Annotated in this window: 5 protein-coding genes; 1 reads left to right on the plus strand and 4 read right to left on the minus strand. The window is 75.7% G+C overall.

Translation table 11 applies throughout. The features are described from left to right. The coding region (locus tag EAO70_RS38840) for a CoA transferase (RefSeq protein WP_261992658.1) at positions 1-2608 on the plus strand (2608 nt) is incomplete at its 5' end. A 43-nt stretch (positions 2609-2651) separates the two neighbouring features. Here the strand turns inward: EAO70_RS38840 and EAO70_RS04375 are convergent. The 4 genes from EAO70_RS04375 to EAO70_RS04390 all read right to left on the minus strand — a co-directional run. Beyond that, the gene (locus EAO70_RS04375) at positions 2652-3461 is read right to left on the minus strand and encodes a metal ABC transporter solute-binding protein, Zn/Mn family (RefSeq protein WP_148001689.1); all 810 of its coding nucleotides are present in this window, start codon (positions 3459-3461) and stop codon (positions 2652-2654) included. Next, positions 3410-4288 (minus strand): metal ABC transporter permease, encoded by an 879-nt coding sequence (locus EAO70_RS04380; protein WP_148001690.1) that lies wholly within the window; start codon positions 4286-4288, stop codon positions 3410-3412. Before EAO70_RS04380 ends, EAO70_RS04375 begins: the two co-directional genes overlap by 52 nt. After that, a complete protein-coding gene (locus tag EAO70_RS04385; protein WP_148001691.1) occupies positions 4285-4920 on the minus strand; it encodes a metal ABC transporter ATP-binding protein in 636 nt (211 codons plus the stop codon). Before EAO70_RS04385 ends, EAO70_RS04380 begins: the two co-directional genes overlap by 4 nt. A gap of 93 nt (positions 4921-5013) precedes the next feature. Continuing rightward, on the minus strand, positions 5014-5759 hold a 746-nt coding region (locus EAO70_RS04390), incomplete at its 5' end, for a polysaccharide deacetylase family protein (RefSeq protein ID WP_148001692.1).

Genomic DNA, 5759 nt, shown 5'->3' on the forward strand with positions numbered 1-5759 from the left:
CACCCTGGCCGAGCGCGCGAAGGAGGACGACGGAGCCGACCCCTGGTCCCTGCGCCCCCTCCTCCCCGGTACGCCCGCGGCCCCGCGGCCCGTGTCACCGGCCGGCCCGCTGGCGGGCATGACGGTCCTGGAGGCTGGCCGGCGGATCCAGGCGCCGCTGGCCGCCCATCTCCTGGGACTGCTCGGCGCCCGCGTCGTCAGGATCGAGCCGCCGGGCGGCGACCCGCTCCGCGGCATGCCGCCCGCCTGCGACGGCGTCTCCGCCCGCTGGCTCGCCCTCAACCGCGGCAAGGAGGCCGTCGAGATCGACATCAAGTCGCCCGGCGACCGCCGCCGCCTGCTCGAACTCGCCTCAGGCGCCGACGTGTTCCTGCACAACTGGGCCCCGGGCAAGGCCGCCGAGCTGGGTCTCGACTCCGCCGACCTGGCCGCCGTCGCCCCCTCACTCGTCTACGCCTACACCGGCGGCTGGGCCGACCGGATCGCGGACGCCCCCATGGGAACGGACTTCATGGTGCAGGCCAGGACCGGCGTCGCCGAGGCCGTCCGGCCCGCCGACGAACCGCCCGCCCCCTCCCTCATGACCCTGCTCGACCTCCTCGGCGGCCTGCACGGCGCCGAGGCCGTACTGGCCGGACTGCTCCTGCGCGAGCGCACCGGCCACGGCGTACGGGTCGACTCCTCGCTCCTCGGCGCGGCCGACACCCTGCTCGCCCCCACCCTGGACCGGGTCCGCCGCGGGGACGACCCGCGCCCGCCCGCCGCGTTCCGGCGCCCCCTGCGCACCTCCGACGGCTGGATCGCGCCCCGCGACGACTGCGCCGCCGCGGCCGCCGCCCACGACCTGACCGGCACGTGCACCGAGGACGCCCTGCACCGGCTGCGCTCCCGCGGTCTGACCGCGACCGCCGTCACCACCGACCTGACCGCCCTCCACCACGACCCGCGCCTGTCCGGCCCGATCGGCCGGGACGTCCCCGCCGGACTCCGCCGCTCGTGGGCGGTGGACGGCACCTGCCCGGACCTCGACCTCTACAGCCTCTTCCGGGCCCGGCAGATCGCCGGCCTGCACCGGACGGCCGTCATCGACGCCAAGGGCACGCTCTGCTACACCGCCCTGGACCGCAAGGTGCGCGGCCTGGCTGAGGGCCTGCGCGCCCTGGGCGTCCGCCCCGGTGACGTCGTCGCCGTCCAGCTCCCCGACCACCGCAACGCGGTCATCGCCGACCTGGCCGTCGCCGCCCTCGGCGCGGTCGCCCTGCCCTTCCCCGTGGGGCGGGGCGCGAAGGAGGCGGAGTGTCTGCTCCGCGGGGCGGAGGCGGTCGTCGTCATCGCCGCGACCGAGCACCGAGGGCGGTCGCACGCCGCCGACCTCCTCGCACTCGCCCCCGCCCTGCCGGCCCTCCGGCACGTGGTGTCCGCCGGCCCGGGGACCCCGCCCGAGGGCACCGTGCCGCTGCGGGACCTGCTGCGCACCGACCCCACCGGCTTCGTCGCGGCCCGCCCCGATCCCGACGCCGCCGCCCGCATCCTCGTCTCCTCCGGCTCGGAGGCGGAACCGAAGATGATCGCGTACTCCCACAACGCCCTCGCCGGGGGCCGGGGCAACTTCCTCGCCTCCCTCATGCCCGACGACACCCCGCCCCGATGTCTCTTCCTCGTCCCGCTCGCCTCGGCCTTCGGCTCGAACGGCACGGCCGTCACCCTCGCCCGGCACGGCGGATCCCTCGTCCTGCTCGACCACTTCACCCCCGCGGCCGCGCTGGAGGCGATGCGCGCCCACGCCCCAACCCACGTCCTCGGCGTCCCCACGATGATCCGGATGATGCTGGAGCACCTGGAGCGGACGGGCGAGCGGGTGCCCGCGCCGACGGCCCTCGTCCTCGGCGGCGCACCGCTCGACGAGGCCACCGCGACCGCGGCGGCCGCGTCCTTCGGCTGCCACGTCGTGAACCTGTACGGGTCGGCCGACGGCGTCAACTGCCACACCGGCCTGGACCACAGGGTCCCGCCCACCGACCGCTCCGGCGTGGTCGCGGGCCGGCCCGACCCACGCGTCGCGGAGATCCGGGTCACCGACCCCGAGACCCACGAACCGCTGGCCGGCGGACGGATCGGCGAGATCGTCTCCCGGGGGCCCATGACGCCCCTCTGCTACGTCGCCTCCCCGGAGCTCGACACCCGCTACCGCACCCCCGAGGGCTGGGTCCGCACCGGAGACCTCGGCTACCTCGACGAGGACGGCGTCCTGCACGTCGTCGGGAGGCTCAAGGACGTCGTCATACGCGGCGGGGCCAACATCAGCCCGGCCGAGGTGGAACGCGAACTGGCGGGACACCCGGACGTGCGGGACGTCGTCTGCGTCGGTGTACCGGACCCGGTCATGGGGGAGCGGCTGGTGGCCTGCGTGGTGGCGCGGGGCGGCGGGCGGCCCACCCCGGACGACCTGGGCGCGCACCTGGCCGCGCGCGGGGTCGAGCGGTACAAGCACCCGGAACACGTCCTCGTCCTGGACGCCCTGCCCCTCACGGCCGCGGGCAAGCCGGACCGCGCGGCCCTCCGTGGCCGCGCCCTCGACGAGAGCACCGCCGCCGCCCCGCCGAGGTGAACGCGCGGGAGGGGCACGCCGACCGCGCGCCCCTCCCGTACGGTCAGACCTGACCCATGGCCTTCCGCAGCTCCGCGGCGGCGTTCCGGTACACGGCGAGCAGATCCAGGTCCTCGCCCGGGTAGTTCACGATCCTCACCTGCTTCGCCCCCGCGTCCGGCAGCACCGTGCCCGTCGACATGTGCGCGTTGTCGAGGACGAACGCGGGCTTCTTCGCGGACAGTTCGGCCAGCTGGGCCGGGGTGACCGGCTCGGGGCCGTACGTGCCCACGGTCGTCGCGCCGGCCAGACCGGCGGCCCAGCCGGTGAAGACCTGGCTGACCACGGACGGGCTCTTCCCGCCGGGCCAGGCCGACCGCAGCTCGCCGTTCAGGTCGGCGACCTCCGCGTCGAGCCGCGTCTTGAACCGCGCGGCGGCGTCCTTCGTACCGAACAGCCCGCCCAGTCGCGTCACTTCGGCGGCAGCCTTCACCGGGTCGTTGTCGAGGTTCACCTCGACCAGCCGCGCCTTCGAGCCGGCCGCCTCCTTGATCTTCGCCGCGTACGGCTCGAAAGGCGCGTACAGCACGAAGTCGGCCTTCGCCACGGCCGCCAGGTCGGAGGGCTTCGGGTCGTAGTCGGGAGCGTGGTGGACCGACTGCGGCACGATCACCGTGACGTCCCCGGCCCCGGCGGCCTTGGCGAAGGCCCCCTCCCAGGTGGTCGTGACCACCACCACCGGCTTGCCGCCGGCTGCCTTCGCGGCCTCCGGACCGGGGTCGTCGCCGCTCCCGCAGCCGGCGAGGAGCGGAAGGGCCGTGGTCAGTGCGAGGAGGGAAGCGATGCGGGCGGTGCGGACGCGGGTGCGCGCCATGAGCTGTTTCTCCGTTCGGGGACGAGGTGCGCGGCGAGGACGACTGCCCCCGCCGTGAGGACGAGGACGGGGCCCGGGGGCCAGTCCAGCCAGAGGGCCAGCAGGAAGCCGGTGAGGTTGACGGCGATCCCGATGCCGACCGCCCACAGGGTGATGGCCCACAGGGAGCGGCCGAGCCGCCGCGCGGCGAGTGCGGGGAGCAGGGTGAGCGCGTCGACGAGCAGGGCGCCGGTCAGCTTGATCGCCCCCGCCACGGCCACCGCGACGAGCACCAGGAGCGCGGTGGTGAGCAGCCGGACCGGGACCCCCGACAGCTGCGCCAGCTCGCGGTCGTACAGCAGCAGGGCGACGTCCCGCCGTTTCCACCAGAACAGGGACGGGACGACTACGGCGAGGACGCCGAGGACGACGAGGTCGGCGGTGCCGACGGAGAGGATGGAGCCCCACAGCAGGGCGAAGGCGCCCGAGGCGTTGACGCCGGAGACGGCGAGGACCAGCAGGGCCGCCGCGATGGCCAGGCTCATCAACAGGCCCATGGCGCCCGAAAGGCCGTCGGGCGTCCGGGCCAGCGGGGCGACGCCCGCGCCGGACAGCGCGCAGGCGACCAGGGCGCACAGCATCGGATCGAGGCCCGTCAGGAGCCCGACGGCGATGCCGAGGAGGGCCACGTGCATCATCGCGAACCGCACCGGCATGATGTCCAGACCCACGATGATCACGCCGACCACCGGCAGCCCGACGGCGGCCAGGAGCAGGGCGGCGCCCGCCCGCTGCACCGGCACGAGGTGCAGCATGGCCCCGAGGTCGGCCGCCGCGAGCGCGCTCACCGGACCTCCCGCAGCCGTCCCGCGGCCATCTCCAGGACCCGGTCGCAGCGCTCGGCGAGCGTCCGGTCGTGGGTGACGACCACGAGCGTCACCGGCAGGGCGGTCAGCACGTCCGCCGCCTCCTCCTGCCCGGCGAAGTCGAGCGCGGCGGTCGGCTCGTCCGCCAGGAGCACCTGCGCGCCCGCCGCGACGGACCCCATGGCCCGGGCCAGGTACATGCGCTGCAACTGCCCGCCGGACAGCGTGTCCACCGGCCGTCCGGTCAGCGCGCCGACGCCCAGCCGCCGCGCGGCCTCCGCCGCGTCGGCCGGGGCGCCGCTGCTCGCCAGGAGCTCGTCGCCGCGCAGCGGGAACCGGCCGACGGCCGGCTTCTGCGGGATCCAGGCGCAGGCCCGGTGCCGCCACGCCCACTCGGCCGCCGTACGGGCGGTCCGCCCGCCGACCTCGATGGTGCCGCCGACCCGGCGGTGCAGCCCGAGGACCGCGCGCAGCAGGGTCGTCTTGCCCGAACCGTTCGTCCCGGTCAGCGCCACGCGCTCGCCGGCGGCGATCTCCAGGTCGACGCCGACGACCGCCTCGGTGCGGCCGTGCCGGCACGCGACCCCCCGCATGCGTATGTCCAGTCCGCCCATGCCGTGCCCTTCACCGCCGGTGTGCCCGTGCGGTGGAGGAGTCGGACGCGGAGGCCCCCGGGTTCCCGTGGGCCGGCCGGATCCGCGGGCGGCTCAGCGGACGGGGTAGCCGAAGACGCGGCCCTGCTCCTTGAGGCGGGGGAGGACCCGGCGGAGCGCCTCGACGGTCTGGGACCGGTCGCCGCCCGCGTCGTGGAAGAGCAGCGTCGGGCCGCTGGGCAGTTCGCGTTCGACGGTGGCGACGATCGCGGCGGTGCCGGGGCGCTCGAAGTCCTTGGTGTCGACGTTCCAGCCGAGGGGCCGCATGCCGCGCGAGGCGGCGAGCTTGCGGCTGTACGGGGTGAAGGCGCCGCCGGGGGCCCGGTAGTAGACGGGGCGCACGCCGCCGGACGCCTTGGTGATCATGCGTTCGGCGTCGAGGATCTGCTGCTTCTGGTAGTCCTCGGGGGCCTTGTCCATGGCGGTGTCGTGCGAGACCGAGTGGTTGCAGAGCCGGTGGCCCTCGGCGACGACCCGCTTCACCAGGTCGGGGTGGGCCTGGGCCTGTGTCCCCACCATGCAGAACGTGGCCTTCACCCCGTACTTCCGCAGCACGTCGAGCACCCGCGGGGTCCAGACCGGGTCGGGGCCGTCGTCGATGGTGAGGTTGACGCCCCGCGGGCCGGCCTCCGAGTCGTGGGCGATGATGATCGAGACCGGCGTGACGGCGGCGGGCGGCGCGGCCGGCCTGCTCGCCTTCGGCGGCGCGTCGTCCGCGGAGCCCGCCTGCGCGGTCCACACCGAGGCGCCGGCGGCCAGCACCGTCACACCCATGGCCGCCCCCACCAGCTTGCCGTACC

This window comes from Streptomyces sp. adm13(2018), from assembly GCF_008042145.1.
Classification (GTDB): domain Bacteria; phylum Actinomycetota; class Actinomycetes; order Streptomycetales; family Streptomycetaceae; genus Streptomyces.